The following is a 23,349-nucleotide window of genomic DNA, read 5'->3' on the forward strand; positions in this document are numbered from 1 at the left end:
CTCGCAATCTGGTCACCAGCAGCGCCCTTTCAGCCCGTCGTGGGATGGCACACCTTAACAACTTCCCAGTTACTGGCGCGGTACCCGATCTCCGGCAGCTCGGATCAACGCTGCGACGTCGCCGCCTCCGCCGGGGCGGCACAAGCGCATGTCGATGACCACGTTCCCGCGCGCGGCGATCCCGCGCGAGCACGAAACGCCGCCGTCGGCTGGGGTGGCGGTCAGCGTGACGATTCCGCCGGTGGTGACCGGCTGGGAGAACGTCCAACTCTGAGCTGCCCCGTCTGGCAGGGTCACCGTCACCGCACCGGCCTGCGCGCAGGCCACCCACCGGCGTTGCTCGCCTTGCATGAACCCGCTGATGCTCATCACGGAGTCCAACGAGACCGCGGCCTGAATCACGCCGTCTTGCCACACCGCCGCACCCAGCGCGCGTAGTGTCTGCACCGCCGCTCCGGTTTGTCCGCTGCCGGCATAGACCGATCGTTGGGCCGGTGACCAAGCCCCGCGACACCGCGGACTGCTCACTGAGGCATTGGCCGACAGTTCGGTGGTATCGCTGTCCATCGTCAACGCCGCTCCCCCAGCGATATTCGCGATCTGGCTGTCGGACAACAAAATCGACCGCAGTTGGTCCGGTGCGACATCGGTGGCTGGTCGCCGAGTCGGGGTGGCCGATGTCGGGGCGGTCGCACCCGTCGTAGTCGAAGATCTGGCGGGGGCTGGGTTGCCACCTTGTGCCGCCGGTGGCGCTGGGGAGGATCCGCGCGGCCAGACGATTGCCGCAACAACCACCAACACCACCACCGCTGCTAGTGACGCGGCGATCCACCCTGCGCGGCGGCGGCGAGGGAGAGGCGCCCGGATCGAGACAGTCGCCGCCGGCGGAACCGCACCGGGGGCGAGCATGGTGCGCGGGCCCCTGTCGGGCCACCCGGCCGTGCCCGGCGGCGGATAGGACGACACGTCCCGGCTAGACACCGGAGGCAGCGGCGTGCTGATGAGCATGGTGGCGTCATGGAGCGCCGATGCGGCCGCCGCCGCCAACGCCGCCGCGGTCGGGAAGCGTGCTGCGGGGTCTTTGGCCATCGCGATTGCGATCACTGCATCCAGCGCCGGCGGAAGGGACGGCACGAAATCGGTGACCCGCGGTGGGGGCGCCTGCAGATGCGCCATCATCACCGCAGCCATCCCGTTGCTCGCAAACGGGGGTTTGCCCGTCAGCAGCCGAAACAGCGTGCAGCCGAGCGAGTAGATGTCTGCCCGCCCGTCGACCGAGAGCCCGGAGAGCACTTCGGGGGCAGCGTATGCAACGGTGGCCACGAGCGACCCGGTGGCTGTCAGTCCCACATCGTCGAGCGCGCGAGAAATCCCGAAATCGCCCATTAGCACCCGCTCTGAGGGGCCGATAGGACCGGACAACAGGAAGTTCGCCGGCTTGACATCGCGGTGAATGATGTTGCGCGAGTGGGCATGGTCGAGGCCTTGGGCGACCGCGGCCACGATGTGCACTGCCCGATCGGGTGTCATTTCCCCAGCCCGCAGGGCCGCCTCAGCGTCGGTGCCGTCGACGAACTGCATTGAGATCCACAGCTGGCCGTCCTCGGTCTGACCGCGGTCATAGACCCCGACGATGTTGGGGTGATCCAGGCTGGAGGCGACGTCGGCTTCGCGCAGGAATCGGGTTCGAAAGTCTGGGTCGTGCGATAGCTCCGCGGAGAGCACCTTCAACGCGTCGCGACGTGGCAGGCTTGGATGGGCAGCGAGGTACACCGCGCCCATTCCGCCAACGCCGAGCGTCCTGTCGATGCGGTAGCCGGCCAGTACCTCGCCAGGTTTAAGCATCCATCGCCCTACCTTTTCGCATCCAGCAGATGCTCAACATCGTTGGTGCGCTGCATCGCCCAACGTGCAGCTTAGGTGACGAGTGCTGCGCTTAGTGCCGGCAAGGTCAGCGACATTCCGGATGTGGGAGATGAGCGACTCACCTCGATGCCGGCCGGCGCTTGTCAGCCGGCCCTGTGGGGAGACCCGCGGCGCGGGCTACAACCGCTCGATGATCGTGACGTTGGCCGTGCCGCCGCCTTCGCACATCGTCTGCAACCCGTAGCGGCCACCGATGCGCTCGAGCTCGTTGAGCATTGTGGTGAACAACTTGGCCCCGGTGGCCCCCAGCGGGTGGCCGAGGGCAATCGCGCCACCGTTGGGGTTCACCGTCTCCGGGTCGGCCTTGATTTCCTTGAGCCAGGCCAGGACTACCGGTGCGAACGCCTCGTTGATCTCGACGGTGGCAATGTCCTCGATGGCCAGTCCGGTCTTTTCCAGAGCGTAGCGGGTGGCTGGGATAGGCCCGGTCAGCATGACCACCGGATCTGCGCCACGAGCGCTGATGTGGTGGATTCTGGCCCGCGGGGTCAACTTGTGGTCTTTGACCGCCTGCTCGGACGCGAGCAGCACGGCACTGGCGCCATCGGAGATCTGGCTGGCCAGGGCGGCCGTCAGCCGGCCCCCCTCGACCAGCGTCTTCAGACCCGCCATTTTCTCCAGCGATGTCTCGCGGGGCCCCTCGTCGATGCGGAAATCCGTGCCATTCTGGTGGACCGGCACGATCTCATTGTCGAAATGTCCTGCACGGATTGCCGAAAACGCACGTTCGTGGCTGCCGAGGGCGAATTGCTCCATTTCTTCTCGCGACAGGTTCCACCGCTCGGCGATCATCTCGGCGCCGCGGAACTGCGAGATCTCCTCGTCGCCGTAGCGGTGCTGCCATCCCTTGGACTCTGCCGTGGGAGAGGTGAAGCCGAACTGGTTGCCGACCTCCATGGCCGCAGAAATCGGGATCTGGCTCATGTTCTGGATACCGCCAGCCACGATGAAATCAGCGGTTCCGGCCATGATCGCTTGCGCGCCAAAAGAAATCGCCTGCTGGCTGGAGCCGCATTGTCGATCGACCGTGACGCCTGGGACCTCTTCGGGGTAGCCGGCCGCCAGCCACGCCAGCCGGCCGATATTGCCGGCCTGCCCGCCGATGGCATCCACGCACCCCACGATCACGTCGTCGACGGCGGCGGGGTCCACATCAACCCGTTCGAACAAGCCGTGGAACACCTCCGCCCCGAGATCAATGGGGTGCACTCCGGCCAGGGATCCGTTGCGCTTACCGACGGCGGTCCGCACAGCGTCCACGATGTACGCCTCGGGCATTTCAGACTCCTTCTGTCGTCATTGTTGCTGAGCCGTGATCCCGCCAAGGACGATGGCGAGATATTGCTGACCTACCTGTTCTGCGGTGAGCGGCCCGCCAGGCTGATACCAGCGCACCGATACCCAGGTGGTGTCACGGATGAATCGGTACACCAGATCAACGTCCAGGTCGGGACGAAGAAAGCCTTCGTCAATGCCCTGATTGAGCACCTCGACCCACATCTTCCGCTGCTGCTGGTTCAGATCCTCGATATAGGAAAACCGCGGCTGAGACGCGAGTCGTTGCGCCTCATGCTGGTAGATGACGACCTGCGCGTGGCGATGCTCGATCGCGTCGAACGAGGCCATGAACAGGCCCTTGAGCCGCTCCAAGGGATTGGCCTCGGTGTCCACGATCTCGCGATAGCGGGCGAAAAGCCCGTCCAGGAAACCGCGCAACAGCTCGTCGATCATCTCCTCTTTTGAGGAGAAGTGGTGATAGAGACTGCCGGACAAGATACCGGCGCCGTCGGCGATATCGCGCACAGTCGTAGCACGAAGGCCGCGCTCGGCGAACATCTCGGCAGCGAGCTCCAGCAGCTCGTCTCGCCGGCTGTTAGCCTGACCGGCCACTCGGTCCATTCCCCCAGGATATCAACCAAGCGCTTGCTTGGCTATCTGTGGTCACGGATGCTGGCTGGAAACCGAAATCACCTCTCCGGTGAGGTAGCTGGAATAGTCACTCGCCAGAAAGGCAATGGTGGCCGCCACCTCCCAGGGCTCGGCGGCCCGTCCGAACGCCTCACCCGCGGCCAACCGATCGAGCAGCTCGGCCGAGGTCGTCTTGTCCAAGAACTTGTGCCGGGCAATGCTGGGCGAGACGGCGTTGATCCGGACTCCGTACTCGGCGGCTTCAATGGCGCTGCACCGGGTCAATGCCATGACCCCGGCCTTGGCGGCGGCATAGTGGGCCTGCGAATGTTGAGCTCGCCAGCCCAGGACGCTGGCGTTGTTGACGATTACTCCGCCGTGCGGCGCGTCGCGGAAGTAGCGCAGCGCGGCCCGGGTGGCCCGGAACACCGACGTGAGGGTCACATCGAGAACACGCTCCCACTCGTCGTCGGACATGTCGGCCACGGGCGTCTGCCCGCCGAGGCCGGCATTGTTGACCAGCACGTCGAGGCGGCCCATCCGGGCAGTCGTCGAGTCGATCAGGGCATCGACGGCGGCGGTTGAGGTCACGTCACACACGACGCTTTCGACGCGGCCCTGTCCCAGCGCCGACAGCTCGTCGGCCGTCTCCCCCAACCGTCGCTCGTGGTGGTCGGAGACCATCACATCGGCGCCTTCGGCCAGCGCACGCCGCGCGGTGGCCGAACCGATACCGGTACCCGCCGCCGCGGTGACCACCACCACCTTGCCAGCGAGAAGTCCGTGTCCAGCAACCTCTTTCGGCGCCACGGAAAGGGTCATCCCTTTACCTCCCTGGGCAGGCCAAGCACCCGCTCGGCAATGATGTTGCGCTGTATCTCGTTGGACCCGCCGTAAATGGTGTCGGCGCGGGTAAACAGAAATAATCGCTGCCATTCGTCGAACTCGCCGTCGGCCATGGTCAGCGAGGGCTTGCCGACCACATCCATCGCCAACTCCCCGAGATCGCGATGCCAGTTGGCCCACAACAACTTCGACACGTTGTCCTGGCCGTCGACAGCTGGCCCTTCCAAGGTGGCCAGCGCGTAGCTGCGCATGGCTCGCAGCCCCGTCCACGCTCTGGTCAGCCGCTCCCGGATGAACGGGTCCTCGGCGGCGCCGGTGCGCTGTGCGAGCTCGGCCAGATTGGAAAGCTCACGCGCGTAGACGATCTGTTGACCCAGCGTTGAAACGCCGCGCTCGAATGTCAGCGTCCCCATCGCGACCCGCCAACCGTCACCCGGCTGGCCGACCACCATGCCGGCGTCGGTACGGGCGTCATCGAAGAACACTTCGTTGAACTCGGCAGTGCCCGTGATCTGGACGATCGGGCGGATCTGCACGCCGGGCTGGTCCAGCGGCACCAACAGGTACGACAGGCCAGCATGGCGCTTGGAGCCCTTCTCGGTGCGGGCGACGACGAAACACCACTGCGACAGGTGTGCCAGCGATGTCCACACCTTCTGCCCGTTGATCACCCACTGGTCGCCGTCGAGTTCGGCTGTGGTCGACACGTTGGCCAGGTCGCTGCCGGCACCGGGCTCCGAATATCCCTGACACCACAGCTCGGTGACGTCGCGGATCCGCGGCAGAAACCGTTGCTGTTGCTCGGGCGTTCCGAACGCGATCAATGTCGGCCCCAGCAGCTCCTCGCCGAAATGGTTCACCTTGTCCGGCGCGTCCGCGCGGGCATACTCCTCGTAGAACGCCACCCGGTGCGCGGTCGAAAGCCCACGGCCGCCATGCTCGACCGGCCACCCCAAACAGGTCAGTCCCGCCGCCGCCAAGTGCTGGTTCCATGCCCGGCGCTCTTCGAAAGCCTCGTGCTCGCGTCCTGGCCCGCCGAGGCCGCGCAGTGCAGCGAACTCGCCGACCAGATTGTCCGCGAGCCATTGGCGGACTTCTGCGCGGAACTCCAGAACATCCTGCATCCCTGTAGGCTAACCTACCAAGCACTTGCTTTGTTAGCCTGGCGGTAATACGCATCACAAAGCTTGGCGACGATGTACGCCACGTTCGAGGAGCGTCGATGACCACCGATCCCCGTACCGTGCCTGCAGCGGTCGATCGCTCGGTGCGCCAGTTACCCGGCCACGATGCGTTGGTGACGGACGACCGGAGCTTCACATCGCATGAGTTGCGCGACGAGGTGTACCGGGCGGCGGCCGCGCTGGTCGCGCTGGGCGTCGAGCGCGGAGACCGAGTGGCCATCTGGTCACCGAATACCTGGCACTGGGTGGTGGCGTGCCTGGCCATCCACCACGCCGGCGCGGCGATGGTTCCGCTGAACACGCGTTATACCGCGGAGGAAGCCGCCGACATCTTGGGTCGAACCAAGGCGCCCGTGCTATTCGCGATGGGCCGATTCCTGGACGCCGACCGGGCAGCCGACTTGGATCGTGCTGCCCTGCCCGCGCTGCGCCACATCGTTCGGGTGCCGATCGACGAACCCGATGGAACCTGGGATGAGTTCATGGACGCAGGGGCGGGTGCCGGAACCCTCGACGCGGTACGCGCGCGGGCTAGCGCCGTCTCGCCCGACGACGTCAGCGACATCCTGTTCACCTCCGGCACCACGGGCCGAAGCAAGGGCGTGATGTGCGCACACCGGCAATCGTTGTCGGCGTCGGCTTCGTGGGCCGCCAACGGCAAGATCACGAGCGCCGACCGCTACCTGTGCATCAACCCGTTCTTTCACAATTTCGGCTACAAGGCTGGAATCTTGGCTTGCCTACAGACCGGCGCGACGCTGATCCCACACCCGACATTCGACCCACTGCAAACGCTGCGAACGATCGAGGAACAGCGCATCACCGTGTTGCCGGGTCCGCCCACGATTTACCAGAGCTTGCTCGATCACCCGGCTAGGCCGGAATACGACCTGAGCTCGCTGCGGTTCGCGGTGACCGGTGCGGCCACCGTGCCGGTCGTGTTGGTGGAGCGCATGCAGTCCGAACTCGACATCGACATGGTGCTCACCGCCTACGGCCTGACCGAGGCCAACGGGATGGGGACGATGTGCCGCCCCGACGACGACGCGGTGACGGTTGCCACCACCTGCGGACGACCTTTCGCGGATTTTGAGTTGCGCATCGCCGAGTCTGGCGAAGTCTTGCTGCGCGGGCCCAACGTGATGCTCGGTTATCTTGACGACCCCGAAGCGACCGCCGCGACGATTGACGCCCATGGCTGGCTGCACACCGGCGATATCGGTACCGTCGACGACGCTGGCAACTTGCGAATCACCGACCGACTCAAGGACATGTACATCTGTGGAGGTTTCAACGTTTATCCCGCCGAAGTTGAGCAAGTGTTGACGCGAATCGACGGCGTGGCCGACGCGGCGGTGATTGGCGTTCCCGACCATCGGCTCGGCGAGGTCGGTCGCGCCTACGTGGTTGCTCGACCGGATTCGGACATCGACGAACGCGCGGTGATCGCCTATACGCGTGAACATTTAGCGAACTTCAAGGCACCGCGTTCGGTGCGGTTCGTCGACGCATTGCCGCGGAATGCCGGCGGCAAAGTAGTCAAATCACAACTGCGAGAGCTGGCCTGAATGGATCTGAATTTCGACGAAGAGACCCTGGCGTTCCAAGCCGAGGTACGAGAGTTTCTTTCGGTCAACCGAGACTCGATCCCGGTGAAGTCCTATGACAACGCGGAAGGGTTTGCACAACATAGACATTGGGACAGGGTTCTGTTCGATGCCGGCCTGTCGGTGATCACCTGGCCGGAGAAGTACGGCGGCCGCGACGCGCCACTACTGCATTGGGTGGTGTTCGAGGAGGAATACTTTCGCGCCGGCGCGCCGGGTCGCGCCAGCGCCAACGGTACTTCGATGCTGGCGCCGACACTGTTCTCACACGGCACCGAAGAGCAGCTGGACCGGCTGCTGGTCAAGATGGCTAGCGGCGAACAGATCTGGGCTCAGGCCTGGTCAGAACCCGAAGCCGGCAGCGACCTTGCGTCGCTACGATCCACCGCCACGCAGACGGACGGTGGTTGGCTGCTCAACGGCCAGAAGATTTGGAGTTCGCGCGCACCGTTCGCCGACATGGGATTCGGGCTTTTTCGATCCGACCCTGCAGCCGAACGACATCGCGGGCTGACGTACTTCATGTTCGACCTGAGTGCCGAGGGAATCACGGTGCGGCCGATCGCTCAATTGGGCGGCGACACCGGCTTCGGCGAGATCTTCCTCGACAACGTCTTCGTGCCGGACGTGGACGTCATCGGCGCCCCCAACGACGGGTGGCGTGCGGCCATGAGTACATCGAGCAACGAACGCGGTATGTCGCTGCGCAGCCCGGCACGCTTCCTCGCGGCCGCAGAGCGACTGGTTGCGCTATGGAAAGACAACGGCTCTGCACCGGAATTCGCCAACCGGGTGGCCAGCGCGTGGATCAAGGCGCAGGCCTACCGACTGCAGACGTTCGGCACCGTAACGAGGCTAGCCGCGGGCGGCGAGCTGGGCGCGGAATCGTCAGTGACCAAGGTGTTCTGGTCCGACCTGGACGTGGAGATCCACCAGACGGCACTCGACATCCGCGGCGCCGATGCAGAATTGGCCGGCCCCTGGACCGATGGCTTGCTGTTCGCCCTGGGCGGCCCGATCTACGCCGGGACCAACGAAATCCAGCGCAACATCATTTCGGAACGCCTGCTGGGTCTTCCGAAAGAGAAAGCCGGGGGCAAGAAATAGTGGATTTCGCACTAGACGAACAGCAACGGGATTTCGCGGCCAGCATCGATGCGGCGCTGAGCACCGCGGACCTTCCTGGCACGGTCCGCGCGTGGTCGACGCACGATGTCGAGCCGGGCTGCAAGGTGTGGGAACAGCTGGCCGCCCTTGGCATCACTGCACTGGCCGTGCCCGAGCAATTCGACGGCATAGAAGCGCATCCCGTAGATCTGGTAGTAGCGCTCGAGCGTCTAGGGCGATGGTGCGTGCCGGGCCCGGTTGCCGAATCCATCGCTGTTGCCCCGGTGTTGTTGGCGCACGACGAGCGGTGTGGCGAGCTGGCTTCGGGCGAATTGATAGTCACTGTCGCGATGCCGCCGGAGATGCCCCGCGCGGTCGACGCCGACACCGCGGGACTGGTCTTGTTGGCCGGCGACTTCGGGGTCGCGGAGGGAACTGCCGGCGAGCCCTACGAGTCTGTCGATCCCAGCCGCCGCCTGTACGACGTGACCGCAACCGACGGTACCTGGCAGGCAGACGTTATGCGCGCCTACGAGTTCGGGGCACTCGCCACGGCCGCACAACTGATCGGTGCCGCCGAGGCGCTGCTGAACACGACCGTCGACTACGCCAAGCAACGCACCCAGTTCGGTCGGGTGATCGGTTCCTACCAAGCGATCAAGCACAAACTCGCCGACGCCCATATCGCGATCGAGCTGGCTCGGCCCCTGGTGTACGGTGCCGCATTGGCGATAGCCGAGAACTCGGGCGCGTGCGGCCGAGACGTCAGCGCCGCCAAAATAGCGGCGTCCGAGGCGGGCCTGCTGGCGGCGCGGTCCGCGTTGCAGATACACGGTGCCATCGGTTTCACCGAAGAGCATGACCTGTCACTCTGGCTGCTGCGAGTGCAGGCCTTGCGCGCGGCCTGGGGTGATCCAATGTTGCACCGGCGGCGCGTGCTCGAGGCGCTGTGACCCGCCGGCGACGATGCAGAGCGCAGCGATGAGGAGGAGCGGCGCCAATGACACCCGCCGGCGACGATGCAGAGCGCAGCGATGAGGAGGAGCGGCGTTTATGACCCCGCCGGCGACGATGCAGAGCGCAGCGATGAGGAGGAGCGGCGTATATGACTGACGAACGCGAGATGCTGCGGCAAACCGTTGCTGCCCTTGTCACCAAGCACGCCAACCCAGCGGCAGTCCGAACGGCGATCGAGTCCGAGCGAGGCTACGATGAGGCGCTCTGGCAGTTGCTGTGTGAGCAAGTCGGTGCCGCCGCATTGGTGATACCCGAAGAACTGGGCGGCGCAGGCGGCCAACTTGCCGACGCCGCAATAGTCCTCCAAGAGCTGGGCCGGGCGCTGGTGCCCTCACCGCTGCTGGGCACGACGTTGGCGGAGCTCGCCTTGCTGGCCGCACCCGAGCCGGACACCGAGGCACTCGAAGCGCTCGCCGAGGGACGCGCGATCGGCGCGCTGGTGCTTGACCCCAGTTACGTGGTCAACGGAGATACCGCCGAGATCGTCGTCGCCGCCCACGACGGTGTGCTGACAAGGTGGACCCGCTTCACCTCCGAGCCCGTGGCCACCATGGACCCCACCCGCCGGCTGGCGCGGGTAACCGCGGAGGAAACCATCGCCGCCGGCACCGACCCCGGCATCGCTGACGCCGCGGCCATCCTGCTGGCGGCCGAGCAGATCGGCGCCGCCGAGCGCTGCCTGGAACTGACTGTCGACTACGCCAAGAGCCGGATCCAATTCGGACGACCGATCGGCAGCTTCCAGGCGCTCAAGCACCGGATGGCCGACCTGCACGTCACGATCGCCGCGGCACGCGCCGTCGTGGCCGACGCGTGTAAGGACCCGACACCGACGAATGCCGCCACGGCACGGCTCGCGGCTACCGAGGCCCTCAGCGCCGCCGCGGCCGAGGGGATTCAGTTGCACGGTGGCATTGCGATCACCTGGGAACACGACATGCACCTGTACTTCAAACGAGCCCATGGCAGTGCGCATCTGCTGAGCGAACCGCGAGAACTGCTGCGAACATTGGAGTCCCACGTGCTAGGTGCCGGATCACCGTGAACGATCGGGTGGCGCTGCGCGCCGGCATCCCGCCGTTCCATGTGATGGATGTCTGGCTGGCGGCCGCCGAGCGCCAGCGCAGCCACGGCGATCTGGTCAACCTTTCCGCGGGCCAACCCAGCGTGGGCGCACCCGAGCCGGTCCGCGCCGCCGCCGTCGCCGCGCTGCGCGACAACCAGCTGGGTTACACTGTGGCACTCGGTATCCCAGAACTCCGCGCTGCGATCGCGACCGACTATCAACGCCAGCACGGTCTCACCGTCGAACCGGACGCAGTCGTGGTCACCACCGGTTCGTCGGGTGGCTTTCTGCTGGCATTTCTGGCGTGCTTCGACGTGGGCGACCGTGTAGCACTGGCCAGCCCCGGCTACCCGTGCTATCGGAACATCTTGTCGGCGTTGGGATGCGAAGTGGTCGATATCCAATGCGGCCCGGACACCAGGTTTCAACCCACCGCGCAGATGCTGGCCGCGCTCGATCCCCCGGTGCAAGGCGTCGTCGTCGCCAGCCCGGCCAATCCCACCGGAACCGTCATACCGCCGGCAGAGCTCACGGCGATCGCGTCGTGGTGCGAAGACTCCGGGGTGCGGTTGATCAGCGATGAGGTCTACCACGGGCTCGTCTACCAGGGGGCGCCACAAACCAGCTGCGCCTGGCAGACTTCACGAAATGCCTTGGTGGTCAACAGCTTTTCCAAGTACTACGCGATGACCGGCTGGCGGCTGGGCTGGCTGCTGGTGCCGCCTGAGCTGCGGCGCGCCGTGGACTGCCTGACCGGTAATTTCACCATCTGCCCGCCGGTCCTGGCGCAAATCGCGGCGGTGTCGGCGTTCACGCCCGAGGCCACCGCCGAAGCCGACAACAACCTGGACCACTACGCGATCAACCGATCGCTGCTGCTCGACGGTCTGCGGAGCATCGGCATCGCCCGGCTGGCACCCACCGATGGCGCATTCTACGTCTACGCCGATGTCTCGGACTTCACAAACGATTCGCTGGCCTTCTGCTCGAAGTTGCTGGCCGACACCGGAGTTGCGATTGCACCTGGGATCGACTTCGACACCGTGCGCGGCAGTTCTTTTGTGCGTCTGTCGTTCGCCGGGCCGACGAGCGACATCGAGGAGGCGGTGCGGCGAATCGGATCTTGGCTACTGGCTCAGTAGCTGGTCAATGCGCGCTTCGAGCGCGCTGCGCTCGCCGACATCGGCCACGTTGATCCCGAATCGCTCACCCAAAGTATCGACCACCGCGGCCGCGTCGCCCAGAAGGATCTTCTCGGTCCCGTCGGCGCGATGGATGGCCAGAGTGCGGCCAGCCAGGTTGCACCGCGCCTCGCCAGCGAACCCTGCAACCGTCAGGCCCGTCACAAAAAGAGAGGAGGGGTGTGTTGAGGCGAACCAGCTGCCCACCTGCAGATCGATGTGCGGCCGAGTTTGCACGGTGAACTGGTAGAGCGCCTGCCACTCGTCGCGGACCAGTGCGTGCAGCAGCAGTCCGTCGCCGCGGTCGTCGAGGCGATACGGTTCGTGCCTCGTCTGCTGGATGCAGCCAGTTTGCAAGCGCAGGGGCGACGTAGGCGTCTGGCCCCCGAAGCCCACGTCGACCAGATACGACCTGTGGGCGCCGGGGAAGGTGACCGCCAACGCGGTGTGCGTCTCGGCGGGCACCGGAGCGTCGGGCGGACGCATCCAGATCACTCGGCCGGCCAATCGGCGCACCCGAAATCCGAGTTCTGACAGCACGTAGCCCATGAGCCCGTTGTGCTCGTAGCAGTAGCCGCCGCGGCGCCGGTGAACCAGCTTGTCGGTCAGTGCCTCCGGACTCAGGTTGTCGATGGGCACCCCCATGAACGGATCCAGGTTTTCGAAGGGAATGGCACGGGTGTGGGCGGTCACCAGGTCCTGCAGGACACCGAAGGTCGGCTCGGTATCACCGTGGTAGTTGACGCGGTCAAAGTATGCGGGCAGATCCAGTGCCATACGGACATTGTGACCCGGCCGCACCGCGGCGGCTCAGGTGCCGTTGCTTCCCGCGAACCCGATGAACCCGCCGGCTCCGCCGGATCCGCCGTCGCCATTGGTGGCACCGGTGCCACCATCGCCGCCATCGCCGCCGTTGCCGATGACCTGGGCGGCGCCGCCGTTGCCGCCGTCCCCACCGGTGCCAGAGGTGGAGTCGCCGCCGTTGCCGCCGTTGCCGCCGAACCCGATCAGTGCTCCGGCGGCGCCACCGGCCCCGCCCGCACCACCCGTACCCGTCTCGGCGGCCCCGCCGTTGCCCCCCGCACCGCCGAAGCCGAGCAAGATTCCGCCGCCGCCGCCGGCCCCGCCAGCACCACCGGCTTCGCCATCGGTTCCCGCCCCGCCAACCCCGCCGTTGCCGCCGCTGCCGATCACGATGGACCTGCCGCCGGCGCCACCCGCGCCGCCCTGTTCGCCGCTGGCGTCGCCGGCGCCACCCGCACCGCCGTGGCCGCCGAAGCCGAACAACGCACCGCCACCGTCACCGCCACGCGCGTCGCCCGACAAGACTCCGGCCCCGCCAGCGCCACCATCGCCGCCAACGCCGAACAACGCGAACCCGCCGCTGCCGCCGATAACCCCGGCGGCGCCGCCGTTGCCGCCTTCACCGAATATCGCGAATCCACCGCTGCCGCCGATAGCGTCGCCGTAGCCGCCAGCACCACCGTTGCCGAAGAGCAGCCCGGCAAAGCCGCCGTCACCGCCGATGCCACCGTCGCCACCGCGGCCGCCAGCGCCGCCATCGCCGGCTATCAACGCGCCACGGCCGCCGGCACCGCCGAAGCCTCCGTCTCCACCGGTACCGCCGCTACCACCGGCCCCGGCGTGGCCTATCAGACCCGCATTGCCACCAGCGCCGCCGTCGCCGTTGAAGACGCCATCGGAGTCGCCGCCAGCACCGCCGGCCCCGGCGTTACCGAACAGCCACGAGTTGCCACCGGCACCTCCGGTGCCGCCGACATCGCCCGCAGAGCTAGCACCCGAACCGCCAACGCCGCCAACCCCGCCGTGACCGAACAGCCACCCACCATGGCCTCCGGCGCCGCCGTTTCCGCCGAGTCCCACAAGGCCGTCGACCCCGTCCCCGCCACTGCCGCCGGCCCCGCCGTTGCCGAACAGGCCCGCGTCCCCGCCGTTTCCGCCAGGCACGCCGGGGCTCAGGCTGTCCCCACCGTTGCCACCACTACCGAACAGGATCCCACCATCGCCGCCATCCGTCCCCACTGCGCCGGTAATCCCGTCTGCGCCATCGCCGATCAGCGGCCGGCCCAGCAGCAGCTGAGTGGGCGCGTTGATCACGTCGAGCAGGATCTGCACGACGCTGGCGGCCTCGGCGTTGGCATACGACGAGCTACCGGCAGTCAGGGCTTGCACGAATTGTTGGTGAAACGCCGACATCTGGGCACCGACGGCCTGATAAGCCTGCGCGTGCGAAGCAAATAGCGTGGCGATGGCTTCCGATACCTCGTCGGCAGCGGCCGCCGGCAGGGCGATTGTCTGGGCAGCCGCGGCGGCGTTGGCCTCGGCAAGAGTGGACCCGATTCCTGCCAAATCGGCGGCCGTAGCCAGCATTTCCTGCGGGCCTGCGATCACAAACGACATACTGCACCTCTCCCGGTCAGCGCATCCTTGCCCTTGCCCGACAACCGTGGACTAGGCAGGACCTGATCGTATCCCGATGGAGGTCAGCATCGGGGGCAATTGCGGCGCCCGCCCGCGCCGGGCGGTGTGCAGCCCGGGAACGATCAGAGCCAGGTGTCGCGGGTGGTGGTCGTGAGAAAGGCTTCCAAGTCATCGCGCCAGTGCGCTGGCGTGGTCTTATCCGGCTCGATGCCGGTGTAGTCGCCACGATAGAACAGCAGCGGCCGCGGCTTGACCTTGGGAACCTCCGACAGCGATTGAACCGCACCGAAAACCACGAAGTGATCTCCGCCGTCATGCACAGAAGCCACCGTACAGTCGATATACGCTAGCGATCCGGAGATGATCGGCGAACCGAGTTGCGAAGGACGCCAATCGATCCCCGCGAACTTGTCGGGCTCCTTCGAGCCGAATCGCGCCGAGACGTCCTTTTGCTTTTCCGTGAGCACGTTGACGCAAAACCGGCCGCTGGCCTCGATGGCCTTCCAAGACCGCGACATTTTCGTCGGACAGAACAGCACGAGCGGTGGGTCCAAGGACAGCGCGGCGAACGACTGGCAGGCAAAGCCCACCGGCACGCCCTCGTGCTCGGTGGTGATAATGGTGATTCCGGTGCAGAACTGACCCAGCACCTGCCGGAAGACCCGCGGATCGATCTGCGCCGTCATTATTTGTCTCGGGGTTGGTCTCTGGGTTGGTCTCGGGATTGGTCTCAGGCTAGCCGCGAGCGCCGACCGTGAAGTCGTGACCCCACAGGCTGACGGCGGTGCTCTCCCGGGCGATCCAGTCCTGGTCGTCGACTTTCCGGCCCTCACAGCCGAATTCGACATCAAAGCCGCTAGGCGTCTTCATGTAGAACGACAACATCAGGTCGTTGACGTGACGACCCAAGGTGGCCGACATCGGCACCTTGCGGCGCAACGCCCGATCGAGGCACAGACCCACGTCGTCGGACTGCTCGACCTCCACCATCAGGTGGACAATCCCGCTGGGCGTCGGCATCGGCAGGAAAGCCAGGCTGTGATGGCGGGGGTTGCAGCCGAAGAAACGCAACCAGGCCGGCGGGCCATCGGCGGGCCGGCCAACCATCTGCGGCGGAAGTCGCATCGAGTCACGCAGCTTGAAACCGAGCACGTCTCGATAGAAGTGCAGCGCTTCGGCGTCGTCCCGGGTGGACAGCACCACGTGACCAAGCCCCTGCTTGCCGGTGACGAACTTGTGGCCGTAAGGGCTGACGACCCGCCGGTGTTCAAGCGCGACGCCGTGGAAAACCGCCAGGCAATTGCCGGACGGATCGGAGAACCTGATCATCTCGTCGACCCGGCGGTCCGCCAGTTCCGCCGCGGTGGCCTCCTTGTAGGGCGTGCCCTCGACGTCAAGTCGATTCCGGATCTCTTGCAGACCTTCGGCATTCGCGCATTCCCAGCCAGCCTCCGACAGCCGGTCGTGCTCGCCGGGCACGATCACCAGCCGAGCGGGGAAGTCGTCCATGCGCAGATACAGCGCACCCTCGGTAGCGCCCTTGCCCTCGACCATGCCGAGGACCTTGAGGCCGTACTCACGCCAGGCACCCATATCGGTGGCCTCGATGCGCAGATATCCCAGCGACCGAATGCTCACCTCGCACCTCCCAGAAAATCACTCGTCAGCCTGTTGAACTCGTCGAACTTCTCCACTTGCGCCCAGTGTCCACACTGCCCGAAGACGTGCAGCTGCGCACGAGGCATGGTCTTGAGGGCAACCAGCGCACCGTCCAGCGGATTGACCCGGTCCTCCCGGCCCCAGATCAGCAGCACCGGTTGACGCAACCGGTATACCTCGCGCCACATCATGCCGAGCTCGAAATCGGCTGCGGCGAAGGACTTTCCCATCGCCCGCGTCGCGGCCAGCGATTCCGGCGTACTGGCCAGCTCAAATCGCTGTTCCACCAACTCGGGGGTGATCAGCTTCTGGTCGTAGACCATCACCCGGAGGAACGCCTCGAGATTTTCCCGGGTGGGCGCCACGGAGAACTTCCCCAGCCGCTTGACACCTTCGGTCGGGTCGGGTGCGAACAGGTTGATGCTCAGCCCGCCCGGGCCCATCAGCACGAGCCGCCCCGCTCGGTCGGGGTAGTCCAGCGCGAACCGCACCGCGGTGCCCCCACCGAGTGAGTTGCCCACCAGCGGAACCCGCTCCAGCCCCAGGTTGTCGAACAGCCCCTTGAGCGCCCTGGCCGCATAGCGGTTGAACTGACCGTGCTCAGCGCGCTTGTCGGAGTGACCATAGCCGGGCTGGTCGACGGCAAGAACGTGAAACTGCCGCGCCAACACCGCGATGTTGCGCGCGAAGTTGGTCCAGCTCGACGCGCCGGGCCCGCCGCCGTGAAGCAGCACCACCGTCTGGTCGTGGCCGACGCCCGCTTCGTGGTAGTGCAGCTTCAGAGGTCCGTCGACGTCCACGTCGGCAAAGCGCGACGTGGATTCGAAGGTTATTTCGTCGGTCTCGGACTGGCTCACAGTCATGGCTACAGGCCTCGCCCGCTAAACCATGGTGTCGCCGGCCGGCAACCCGAATTCGTGGTTGCCGAAGATGACGTACGCGCGCTCGGGGTCGTTGGCAGCGTGCACCCGCCCAGCGTGCGCGTCGCGCCAGAACCGCTGAATCGGAGCGTCGTTGGCCAGCGCGGTGGCCCCCGACGCCTCGAACAGCCGGTCGACCGACGCGATCGAACGCCCGGTGGCGCGCACCTGGTCACGCCGCGCGCGGGCGCGCAGCTCGAAGGGAATCTCCTTGCCAGCGGCCAACAGTGCGAACTCATCGCCGACGTTACCCATCAGCTGGCGCCACGCCGCGTCGATGTCACTGGCCGCTTCGGCGATGCGCACCTTGGCGAACGGATCGTCCTTCGACTTCTCCCCGGCGAACGCCGCGCGAACCCGCTTGCCCTGATGCTCCACGTGCGCGTCGTACGCGCCGTAGGCCATGCCCACGATCGGAGCCGAAATGGTCGTGGGATGCATGGTGCCCCAGGGCATCTTGTAGACCGGCGCGGTGTTGGTCTGCAGCCCACCGGCAGTTTGGTCATTCATCGCCTTGTAGGACAGGAAACGGTGCCGCGGCACGAAGACGTCCTTGACGACGATCGTGTTGCTGCCCGTACCACGCAGGCCGACCACGTGCCACACGTCGTCAATGCGGTACTCAGTGCGTGGGATCAAGAAACTGCCGAAGTCGACGGGGCGACCGTCCTTGATCACCGGACCACCCACGAAGCACCAGTCGGCGTGATCGCAGCCCGACGACCAGTTCCACGAGCCATTGACCAGGTAACCGCCGTCGACCACAACGCCCGCCCCCATGGGCGCGTACGAGGACGAGACCCGCACCGTGGGATCGTCGCCCCAAACCTCCTCCTGGGCCTGTTGGTCGAACTGCGCCATGTGCCAGTTGTGCACACCGATGATCGAGCTCACCCAACCGGTAGAGCCGCACGCACTGGCGATTCGGCGCGTGGCCTCGAAGAACTGTGTCGGGTCACATTGCAGTCCGCCCCACTGCTCCGGCTGCAACAGGGTGAAAAAGCCGGCTTCGTCCAGCGCCTTGACGGTCTCGTCCGGCAGCCTGCGCAGATCCTCGGTCGCCTGAGCGCGCTCCCGAATCTGCGGAAGCAGATCATCGATGGCAGCCAACACCGACTGCGCATCACGCTGTTGAATGGTTGTCACTTAGGTTTGCCTCCTGGGAGTGCGGATTAGGTCCACAATATGACCGGACCGTTGGAACCTACAGAAAAGACTAGAACACGTTCCGATTTGTGTCGAGCACGGCGTTCCTGCGCCTGGTAGCGATACTAAACCAGTTTTCTATAACATGTTCTAGTTATGACGGAAGAGAGGGTCGGCTTGACCGAGGCAATTCCCGACGAGCCACTCGGCGACCACGTCCTTGAGCTGCAGATCGCCGACGTCGTAGCCGAGACCGACGACGCGCGGTCACTGGTGTTCGCCGTGCCAGATGGACCAGACGACCCACAGATCCCGCCCGAGCGCCTGCGCTACGCGCCCGGTCAGTTCCTGACGCTGCGTGTGCCCAGCGACCGCACCGGCTCGGTGGCACGCTGCTACTCGTTGTGCAGCTCCCCATTCACCGACGAAGCACTCACCGTCACGGTCAAACGGACCGCCGACGGGTACGCCTCCAACTGGCTCTGCGACAACGCCCACCCAGGCATGCGCATGCACGTGTTGGCCCCGTCCGGCAATTTCGTGCCCAAGACCCTCGACGACGACTTCCTGCTACTGGCGGCAGGAAGCGGGATCACCCCGATCATGTCGATTTGCAAGTCAGCGCTCGCCGAGGGCAGTGGTCAGGTGACGCTGCTCTATGCCAACCGCGACGACCGCTCGGTCATCTTCGGCGACGCGCTGCGTGAGTTGGCCGCCAAATACTCGGATCGGCTCACGGTGGTGCACTGGCTGGAGTCGCTTCAAGGACTGCCCACCGCTACCGCGCTGGCGAAGCTGGCCGAGCCGTTCACCGACCGGCCAGCGTTCATCTGCGGGCCGGGTCCGTTCATGCAGTCGGCCAGGGATGCCCTGGAAGCACTCCGTATGCCGGCTCAGCGGGTACATGTCGAAGTGTTCAAGTCGCTGGAATCGGATCCATTCGCGGCGGTGAAAATCGACACCGCAGCCAGCGACGACGATGCACCGCCAGCTTCGGCGGTGGTGGAGCTCGACGGTGAAACCCACACCGTGACGTGGCCGCGCCGCGCCAAGCTGCTGGACGTGCTGCTGGCTGCCGGACTCGACGCGCCGTTTTCCTGCCGGGAAGGCCACTGCGGCGCATGCGCCGCCACGCTGCGCAACGGCAACGTGAGCATGGAAGTCAACGACGTGCTCGAGCAGCAGGACCTCGACGAGGGACTAATTTTGGCCTGTCAATCTCATCCGGAATCTGATTCGGTAGAGGTGACCTACGACGACTAGTCGCGGGTTTAGGTTTCTCCCATGAGGTCGCCTGACCGGAGAGGCAGGATTCGCGATGAAGCCGCTGGTACGGGGATCTGTGACGGTCGGAGCGCTGGTGGGACTAATGCTGGCGTTGCTGCCCGCCCCGACCTCGGCGGCCGGGAGCGACACCGCCACCACCCTGTTCCCGGTCGACGAGATCAATCAGCTGGAGACTCATACCTTCGTCGACTGCCATCCGAACGGTAGTTGTGACTTCGTCGCGGGGGCGCACCTGCGCACACCCACTGGCCCTGCGGGCTTCCCGCCGGGGTTATGGGCGCGCCAAACTACGGAGATTCGTCCGTCGAACCGGATGGCGTACCTGGACGCGCACGCCACCAGCCAATTCGAGCGGGTGATGAAGGCCGCCGGGTCCGATGTGATCACCACGGTCTACTTCGGCGAGGGTCCGCCAGATAAGTACCAGACCACCGGCGTCATCGACTCGGCCAGTTGGTCGACCGGCCAGCCGATGACGGACATCAGAGTAATCGTGTGCACGCACATGCAGGTGGTCTACCCCGGGGTCAACCTCACCTCACCCAGCACCTGCGCGCAGGCCCCGTTTGGCTAGACGCCGCGGATCTGGCGAATCTCGGTCATCAGCCGGACCGGCAGGCCCTTGAGTGAATTGTTCAGGTTCGACCGAATCCGGACGGGCTCGCCGATCAGCTCGACCCGCGCAAACGTAGCAAGCAGTTCCTCGAAGAACAGACGGCCCTCGAGTCTGGCCAGGTGCGCGCCGAGGCAGAAGTGGGCTCCCATCCCGAAGGAAAGGTGCGGATTGGGGTGACGGTGGATGTTGAAGGACTGCGGATTATCGAAGACGGTCTCATCCCGGTTGGCAGATGTGTAGTACATCGCGACCTTGTCGCCAGCGCTGATCCGGGTATCCGCGAGCACGGTGTCGACGAGTGCGGTGCGCCGAAAGTAGTGCAGCGGGTTTTCATAGCGAACGATCTCTTCGACAGCGCGGGCGATGAGCGACGGGTCGGCGCGCAGTTCGGCCATCTGGTCGGGATGCCGCAACAGCGTCAGCAGCCCCGACGAGAGCATCCCTTTCGTCGTGTCGTTGCCAGCGGTGACCAGCTGCACAAAGAAGCCGCCGAAGTCGAAGTCACTCATCGGGTGCCCGCCGAAGTCGGCGCGCAGGATCGCACTGGTCAAGTCTTCGACGGGATCGTGCTGGCGACGGGCGGCAGCGAACTCGATGGCGTACGCGGCCATCTCGGCCCCGGCATCGTCGTCACCGTAACCTGACCCACCGAAGTCTGGATCCTGGCTCGACGTGATGCGCTCGGCCAGTTTTTGCAGATAGCTCCAATCTTGCCGCGGCAGACCGAAGAACTCGCCGAACACCCGTGTCGGCAGCGGTGCGGCGACCTCATGAACGAACTCGACGTCTGCGCGTTCTCTGGCCTCGGCCATGATGGCGCGACAGATATCCCGAACCCGCTCCTCGCGTCGCGCGATCGCACGGGGCCGAAAGTGCTCCGAGAGCGGGCCCCGGTGCGCGCTGTGCCTGGGTGGATCCATTGCCGCGAGCATGGTGCGGACCCTGGCCAGGGTCTGTGGCGGCGGGTCCTCGATGACAATGCCGCCCTCACTGGCCGAGAAGATCTCGGCGTGGCGGGCGACCCGTACCACGTCGGCGTGCCGCAACACCGCCCAGAAGCCAGGCTCGCCATCCATGGGCTGCCAGTGCACCGGATCGGTGCGCCGCAGCGCCGTGAGCGCCTCGTGCGGAGCACCGTGGAGGAAGGTGTCCGGGCTGGCCAGGTCGACGGAACCGGATGGGCCGGATGAACCGGATGCGCTGGCCACGTTCATCCGACCAGAACATTCGGCTCGGGGAGGCCGGCAGCCGCACACGCCGACCGATAGGTCGCCAGGGTGCTGGCTCCGTCGAAGACACTCTCGACGTTGCCCGCGGCGTCGAGGTTGAGGTTGGCGCCGTAGATCTGGAACCAGACATGAGTGTCGTCCTCGAGAACCTGCAAGGTATGGATCGACCCGGCCGGTTCATAAAGGAATGAGCCCGCACGGTTGACGTAGCTGTACTCCTTGTACCTCCACGCGCCTGACGTGGTGTAGGCGTAGACCGGTCCGGTGTGCTTGTGCCGCTGCACCTCATAGCCGGCCCGGAACAGGTTCTCCACGATCCAGAGCCCCTCGGCCTCCCTGACCTGGATCACCTTCAGCATCGAGCCGTCACCGACGTCCACGAACGGCAGCTCATCGGCCCCGATGTGCACGGCAGCGGGAACATCAACGATGGTCATCTGGTAAACCTCCTGCTAGCTGGCGGCAGCATCCGGTGGCGATCGCTTGCGCCCCGAGTACTTGTCCTCGTCCTTGTTATTGTCCTTGTCCCAGGGAATAGCCGGGCTGATCATCGAACCGATACAAGCCCTCGGTCTTGATGAAGTCGAATCCCGCGCGATACAAGCGGTGCAGCAACTGCAGTATGTGGCTATGCGCGGCGGCTCCGGGGTAGGGAGCGGTGAATCGGGCACGCCAGTGGTCCGTGCAGAATGTCTCTGGGAACCCGTCGGGCCACACCTTCACGCCGCGATTGGTGATCATCTGCAACCGCAGCCAGCCCTGTCCGGCAGCCGAGAGCAACGCCACGGCTAGATCGTCCGGGCGGGCGTTCGGGGCGTGCAAGAACACGTCGACACCGTCGAGCGCCTTCTTCGCGCGTGCGACCGGGGCAGGGGCGGGAAGCTCCTGGCGTGCGATGACGGGGTAGTCGACGGCGGGGAGCCGCTCCGGACACTGCCCGAGATGAGCCATCACCGCCTTCGCGAAGTCACGGGTACCCAACGGCGCCCGTCCCGGTCCCGCGATGTCATAGGTGGCCGCTCCCGCCTCGAGAGCCGCCAGCCAGGCGTTGTGGACCGTGGTAGCCACGTCGCCCTGACCGATGTGTACCAACATCATCACCGCGCCGAGCAACAGTCCTGACGGATTTGCGACGTCGCGGCCGGCTCGCCGTGGTGCGGAACCGTGTATGGCCTCGAACATGGCGACGCCGTCGCCAATGTTGGCCGACCCCGCCATTCCTACCGAACCTGCGATCTGGGCACCGATATCCGACAGGATGTCGCCGTACAGGTTGGGCATCACCACGACGTCGAAGTTTTCCGGTGTGTCGGTCATCTTCGCCGCGCCGATGTCGACGATCCAGTGTTCGGAGGTGATGTCGGGGTAGTCACCCGCGACCTGGTCGAACACTTGGTGAAATAGCCCGTCGGTCAGCTTCATGATGTTGTCTTTGGTGAAGCAGGTAACCCTGGACCGTCCGTGCCGGCGGGCGTATTCGAAGGCGTAGCGGCAGATTCGCTCACTGCCAGGCCGGCTGATGAGTTTGAGACATTGGCTAACCTCGTCGGTCTGGCGATGCTCGATGCCGCCGTAGAGGTCCTCTTCGTTCTCCCGGACTACGACCACGTCCATGCCGGGGTGGCGCGTCGGCACAAACGGCGCGTATGCCACGCAGGGACGAATGTTGGCATAAAGACCCAAGGTCTTGCGCACGGTGACGTTCAACGATTTGAAACCCCCGCCTTGGGGTGTGGTGATCGGAGCCTTGAGGAACACCCGCGTCCGGCGTAGTGATTCCCACGCCTCGGGCTCGATACCCGAGCTGTGACCGCGCAGATAAACCGCTTCCCCGATCTCCACCTCTTCGACGTCCAACCGAGCGCCGGCCTCGGTAAGGATTTCCAAGGCCGCGCGCATGATCTCGGGACCGATGCCATCGCCATGCGCGACCGTGATCGGCACCGAGGTTGGGATGCCTGGCACGATCAACCGCTCGGCGTGGTCAGAAACGCGGCATTGCCTGGTCATGGTTGTGGTGCTCCCAGCTCGACGACGTCAGTGCGAAAACAATAACATGTAACTTAATACATGTAATCTGTTTCATACACTTTAGTCTGCCGGAGCCGGGCGCCGCAAGACCACGGACGATTCGTGAGACGATTCGCCCACGTTGGGGCACCTCCCGAGAGCCGAGCTGAGACGCCGCGCGCTGGGCGGCCTTGTGCC

21 protein-coding genes and 1 pseudogene are annotated in these 23,349 nt (G+C 65.6%); 8 read left to right on the forward strand and 14 right to left on the reverse strand.

Annotated features, from left to right (window positions below; translation table 11 throughout):
- Positions 1-69: 69 nt before the first annotated feature.
- From F6B93_RS23515 to ipdE1, 5 genes are all read right to left on the reverse strand, one after another.
- The gene (locus F6B93_RS23515; protein WP_211696706.1) at positions 70-1,845 is read right to left on the reverse strand and encodes a serine/threonine-protein kinase PknH/PknJ; all 1,776 of its coding nucleotides are present in this window, start codon (positions 1,843-1,845) and stop codon (positions 70-72) included.
- Between the two features lie 198 nt (positions 1,846-2,043).
- Complete coding sequence (gene fadA6 / locus F6B93_RS20455; protein ID WP_211696707.1) at positions 2,044-3,204, reverse strand: steroid 3-ketoacyl-CoA thiolase FadA6; 1,161 nt, start codon at positions 3,202-3,204, stop codon at positions 2,044-2,046.
- An 18-nt stretch (positions 3,205-3,222) separates the two neighbouring features.
- Positions 3,223-3,825, reverse strand: coding sequence for a TetR family transcriptional regulator KstR2 (kstR2, locus tag F6B93_RS20460; protein WP_211696708.1), 603 nt, complete (start codon positions 3,823-3,825; stop codon positions 3,223-3,225).
- A 42-nt stretch (positions 3,826-3,867) separates the two neighbouring features.
- On the reverse strand, positions 3,868-4,656 hold the full coding sequence (gene ipdF / locus F6B93_RS20465) for a (5R,7aS)-5-hydroxy-7a-methyl-1-oxo-2,3,5,6,7,7a-hexahydro-1H-indene-carboxyl-CoA reductase (protein ID WP_211696709.1): 789 nt from the start codon (positions 4,654-4,656) through the stop codon (positions 3,868-3,870).
- Entirely contained in the window at positions 4,653-5,804 is a 1,152-nt protein-coding gene (gene ipdE1, locus F6B93_RS20470; RefSeq protein ID WP_211696710.1) for an acyl-CoA dehydrogenase IpdE1, read from the reverse strand. Before ipdE1 ends, ipdF begins: the two co-directional genes overlap by 4 nt.
- Positions 5,805-5,902: 98 nt before the next feature.
- Between ipdE1 and fadD3 the strand changes: the two genes are divergently transcribed.
- From fadD3 to F6B93_RS20495, 6 genes and pseudogenes are all read left to right on the forward strand, one after another.
- Positions 5,903-7,432 (forward strand): 3-((3aS,4S,7aS)-7a-methyl-1,5-dioxo-octahydro-1H-inden-4-yl)propanoate--CoA ligase FadD3, encoded by a 1,530-nt coding sequence (fadD3, locus tag F6B93_RS20475; RefSeq protein WP_211696711.1) that lies wholly within the window; start codon positions 5,903-5,905, stop codon positions 7,430-7,432.
- Entirely contained in the window at positions 7,433-8,578 is a 1,146-nt protein-coding gene (locus F6B93_RS20480) for an acyl-CoA dehydrogenase family protein (protein WP_211696712.1), read from the forward strand.
- Positions 8,578-9,531: an acyl-CoA dehydrogenase family protein gene (locus F6B93_RS20485; RefSeq protein WP_211696713.1), complete on the forward strand. Its 954-nt coding sequence runs from the start codon at positions 8,578-8,580 to the stop codon at positions 9,529-9,531. The genes F6B93_RS20480 and F6B93_RS20485 overlap by 1 nt, the downstream gene beginning before the upstream one ends.
- Positions 9,532-9,544: 13 nt before the next feature.
- Positions 9,545-9,618: pseudogene (locus F6B93_RS23870) on the forward strand (hypothetical protein); the annotation flags it as partial.
- Between the two features lie 65 nt (positions 9,619-9,683).
- The gene (gene ipdE2 / locus F6B93_RS20490; RefSeq protein WP_211696714.1) at positions 9,684-10,640 is read left to right on the forward strand and encodes an acyl-CoA dehydrogenase IpdE2; all 957 of its coding nucleotides are present in this window, start codon (positions 9,684-9,686) and stop codon (positions 10,638-10,640) included.
- Positions 10,637-11,803, forward strand: coding sequence for a pyridoxal phosphate-dependent aminotransferase (locus F6B93_RS20495; RefSeq protein WP_211696715.1), 1,167 nt, complete (start codon positions 10,637-10,639; stop codon positions 11,801-11,803). Before ipdE2 ends, F6B93_RS20495 begins: the two co-directional genes overlap by 4 nt.
- On the opposite strand, the gene F6B93_RS20500 is transcribed toward F6B93_RS20495, so the two are convergent.
- The 6 genes from F6B93_RS20500 to hsaA form a co-directional block, all read right to left on the reverse strand.
- Complete coding sequence (locus tag F6B93_RS20500) at positions 11,789-12,619, reverse strand: arylamine N-acetyltransferase family protein (RefSeq protein WP_211696716.1); 831 nt, start codon at positions 12,617-12,619, stop codon at positions 11,789-11,791. The two genes, F6B93_RS20495 and F6B93_RS20500, sit on opposite strands and share 15 nt — an antisense overlap.
- Positions 12,620-12,652: 33 nt before the next feature.
- The gene (locus tag F6B93_RS20505) at positions 12,653-14,263 is read right to left on the reverse strand and encodes a PE family protein (protein ID WP_211696717.1); all 1,611 of its coding nucleotides are present in this window, start codon (positions 14,261-14,263) and stop codon (positions 12,653-12,655) included.
- A gap of 143 nt (positions 14,264-14,406) precedes the next feature.
- Complete coding sequence (gene hsaB / locus F6B93_RS20510) at positions 14,407-14,970, reverse strand: 3-hydroxy-9,10-secoandrosta-1,3,5(10)-triene-9,17-dione monooxygenase reductase subunit (RefSeq protein ID WP_211696718.1); 564 nt, start codon at positions 14,968-14,970, stop codon at positions 14,407-14,409.
- 49 nt (positions 14,971-15,019) lie between these two features.
- A complete protein-coding gene (gene hsaC / locus F6B93_RS20515) occupies positions 15,020-15,922 on the reverse strand; it encodes an iron-dependent extradiol dioxygenase HsaC (protein WP_211696719.1) in 903 nt (300 codons plus the stop codon).
- Positions 15,919-16,806, reverse strand: coding sequence for a 4,5:9,10-diseco-3-hydroxy-5,9,17-trioxoandrosta-1(10),2-diene-4-oate hydrolase (gene hsaD / locus F6B93_RS20520; RefSeq protein ID WP_211696720.1), 888 nt, complete (start codon positions 16,804-16,806; stop codon positions 15,919-15,921). The genes hsaC and hsaD overlap by 4 nt, the downstream gene beginning before the upstream one ends.
- An 18-nt stretch (positions 16,807-16,824) precedes the next feature.
- On the reverse strand, positions 16,825-18,009 hold the full coding sequence (hsaA, locus tag F6B93_RS20525) for a 3-hydroxy-9,10-secoandrosta-1,3,5(10)-triene-9,17-dione monooxygenase oxygenase subunit (protein WP_211696721.1): 1,185 nt from the start codon (positions 18,007-18,009) through the stop codon (positions 16,825-16,827).
- Positions 18,010-18,186: 177 nt separating this feature from the next.
- Between hsaA and F6B93_RS20530 the strand changes: the two genes are divergently transcribed.
- Entirely contained in the window at positions 18,187-19,272 is a 1,086-nt protein-coding gene (locus F6B93_RS20530) for a ferredoxin--NADP reductase (protein WP_211699638.1), read from the forward strand.
- A gap of 55 nt (positions 19,273-19,327) precedes the next feature.
- Positions 19,328-19,870: a hypothetical protein gene (locus F6B93_RS20535; protein WP_211696722.1), complete on the forward strand. Its 543-nt coding sequence runs from the start codon at positions 19,328-19,330 to the stop codon at positions 19,868-19,870.
- Here F6B93_RS20535 and F6B93_RS20540 read toward each other — a convergent pair.
- The 3 genes from F6B93_RS20540 to F6B93_RS20550 all read right to left on the reverse strand — a co-directional run bounded on the left by F6B93_RS20540 (position 19,867) and on the right by F6B93_RS20550 (position 23,151).
- Positions 19,867-21,126, reverse strand: a complete 1,260-nt coding sequence (locus F6B93_RS20540; protein ID WP_211696723.1) for a cytochrome P450 — start codon at positions 21,124-21,126, stop codon at positions 19,867-19,869. The genes F6B93_RS20535 and F6B93_RS20540 overlap by 4 nt on opposite strands.
- A complete protein-coding gene (locus F6B93_RS20545) occupies positions 21,123-21,578 on the reverse strand; it encodes a 2,4'-dihydroxyacetophenone dioxygenase family protein (protein ID WP_211696724.1) in 456 nt (151 codons plus the stop codon). The genes F6B93_RS20540 and F6B93_RS20545 overlap by 4 nt, the downstream gene beginning before the upstream one ends.
- 76 nt (positions 21,579-21,654) lie before the next feature.
- Complete coding sequence (locus F6B93_RS20550; protein WP_211696725.1) at positions 21,655-23,151, reverse strand: NADP-dependent isocitrate dehydrogenase; 1,497 nt, start codon at positions 23,149-23,151, stop codon at positions 21,655-21,657.
- Positions 23,152-23,349: the final 198 nt, after the last annotated feature.

This window comes from Mycobacterium spongiae (assembly GCF_018278905.1).
GTDB classification, from domain to species: Bacteria; Actinomycetota; Actinomycetes; order Mycobacteriales; family Mycobacteriaceae; genus Mycobacterium; species Mycobacterium spongiae.

What these genes read in the sequence shown, in the direction of transcription:
- F6B93_RS20550 (WP_211696725.1), bottom strand. Translation starts at nt 23,151, where the DNA reads ATGACCAGGCAATGCCGCGTTTCTGACCACGCCGAGCGGTTGATCGTG.
- F6B93_RS20545 (WP_211696724.1), bottom strand. Translation starts at nt 21,578, where the DNA reads ATGACCATCGTTGATGTTCCCGCTGCCGTGCACATCGGGGCCGATGAG.
- hsaB (WP_211696718.1), bottom strand. Translation starts at nt 14,970, where the DNA reads ATGACGGCGCAGATCGATCCGCGGGTCTTCCGGCAGGTGCTGGGTCAG.
- F6B93_RS20500 (WP_211696716.1), bottom strand. Translation starts at nt 12,619, where the DNA reads ATGGCACTGGATCTGCCCGCATACTTTGACCGCGTCAACTACCACGGT.
- fadD3 (WP_211696711.1), top strand. Translation starts at nt 5,903, where the DNA reads ATGACCACCGATCCCCGTACCGTGCCTGCAGCGGTCGATCGCTCGGTG.
- kstR2 (WP_211696708.1), bottom strand. Translation starts at nt 3,825, where the DNA reads ATGGACCGAGTGGCCGGTCAGGCTAACAGCCGGCGAGACGAGCTGCTG.
- F6B93_RS20505 (WP_211696717.1), bottom strand. Translation starts at nt 14,263, where the DNA reads ATGTCGTTTGTGATCGCAGGCCCGCAGGAAATGCTGGCTACGGCCGCC.
- F6B93_RS20535 (WP_211696722.1), top strand. Translation starts at nt 19,328, where the DNA reads ATGAAGCCGCTGGTACGGGGATCTGTGACGGTCGGAGCGCTGGTGGGA.
- ipdF (WP_211696709.1), bottom strand. Translation starts at nt 4,656, where the DNA reads ATGACCCTTTCCGTGGCGCCGAAAGAGGTTGCTGGACACGGACTTCTC.
- F6B93_RS23515 (WP_211696706.1), bottom strand. Translation starts at nt 1,845, where the DNA reads ATGCTTAAACCTGGCGAGGTACTGGCCGGCTACCGCATCGACAGGACG.
- F6B93_RS20540 (WP_211696723.1), bottom strand. Translation starts at nt 21,126, where the DNA reads ATGAACGTGGCCAGCGCATCCGGTTCATCCGGCCCATCCGGTTCCGTC.
- ipdE1 (WP_211696710.1), bottom strand. Translation starts at nt 5,804, where the DNA reads ATGCAGGATGTTCTGGAGTTCCGCGCAGAAGTCCGCCAATGGCTCGCG.
- fadA6 (WP_211696707.1), bottom strand. Translation starts at nt 3,204, where the DNA reads ATGCCCGAGGCGTACATCGTGGACGCTGTGCGGACCGCCGTCGGTAAG.
- ipdE2 (WP_211696714.1), top strand. Translation starts at nt 9,684, where the DNA reads ATGACTGACGAACGCGAGATGCTGCGGCAAACCGTTGCTGCCCTTGTC.
- F6B93_RS20480 (WP_211696712.1), top strand. Translation starts at nt 7,433, where the DNA reads ATGGATCTGAATTTCGACGAAGAGACCCTGGCGTTCCAAGCCGAGGTA.
- hsaD (WP_211696720.1), bottom strand. Translation starts at nt 16,806, where the DNA reads ATGACTGTGAGCCAGTCCGAGACCGACGAAATAACCTTCGAATCCACG.